General features: G+C 51.0%; 1 protein-coding gene. It reads left to right on the forward strand.

Features of this window, described 5'->3' with window-relative positions:
- A partial coding sequence (locus CWM53_RS19370) for an AraC family transcriptional regulator (RefSeq protein WP_133124363.1) occupies positions 1–506 on the forward strand: 506 nt, incomplete at both ends.

Consider the following 506-nt stretch of genomic DNA (forward strand, 5'->3'; position numbering starts at 1 on the left):
GGAAGTATTACAGGCTTCGACATCCCGTCCCTGCGTGGGCGTAGCCTATAAACTTGACCAGCGCGTGCTGATGGAATTAATTGCACAGGGAAGCCTGCCGCCGGTTAAAAAACGAGACGCGGGAACGGGTGTCGGTATAGGAACTATTACTGATGTTTTGCTGGAGCCTTTCTGCCGTCTGCTTTCTTTGCTTGACGAGCCTGAAGCCATTCCTGTTCTCGGGCCGCTGATTCAAAGGGAGATACATTACCGGCTTTTGATGAGCGATCAGTCAGATCATCTCAGACAGATTGCAGCAGTAGACGGCCATGGCTACCGTATCGGTAAAGCTATTGACTGGTTAAAGACCAATATTGCATCACCTTTACGCGTAGAAGAACTGGCAAGTCGGGTGCAAATGAGCACACCCTCTTTCCACCAACACTTCAGGCAGCTTGCGGGAATGAGCCCACTACGGTATCAGAAATGGCTGCGCCTTAATGAAGCCAGGCGACTGATGCTGAATG

Source organism: Klebsiella sp. A-Nf5 (genome assembly GCF_002810545.1).
In the GTDB taxonomy this organism is placed as follows: Bacteria; Pseudomonadota; Gammaproteobacteria; order Enterobacterales; family Enterobacteriaceae; genus Klebsiella; species Klebsiella variicola.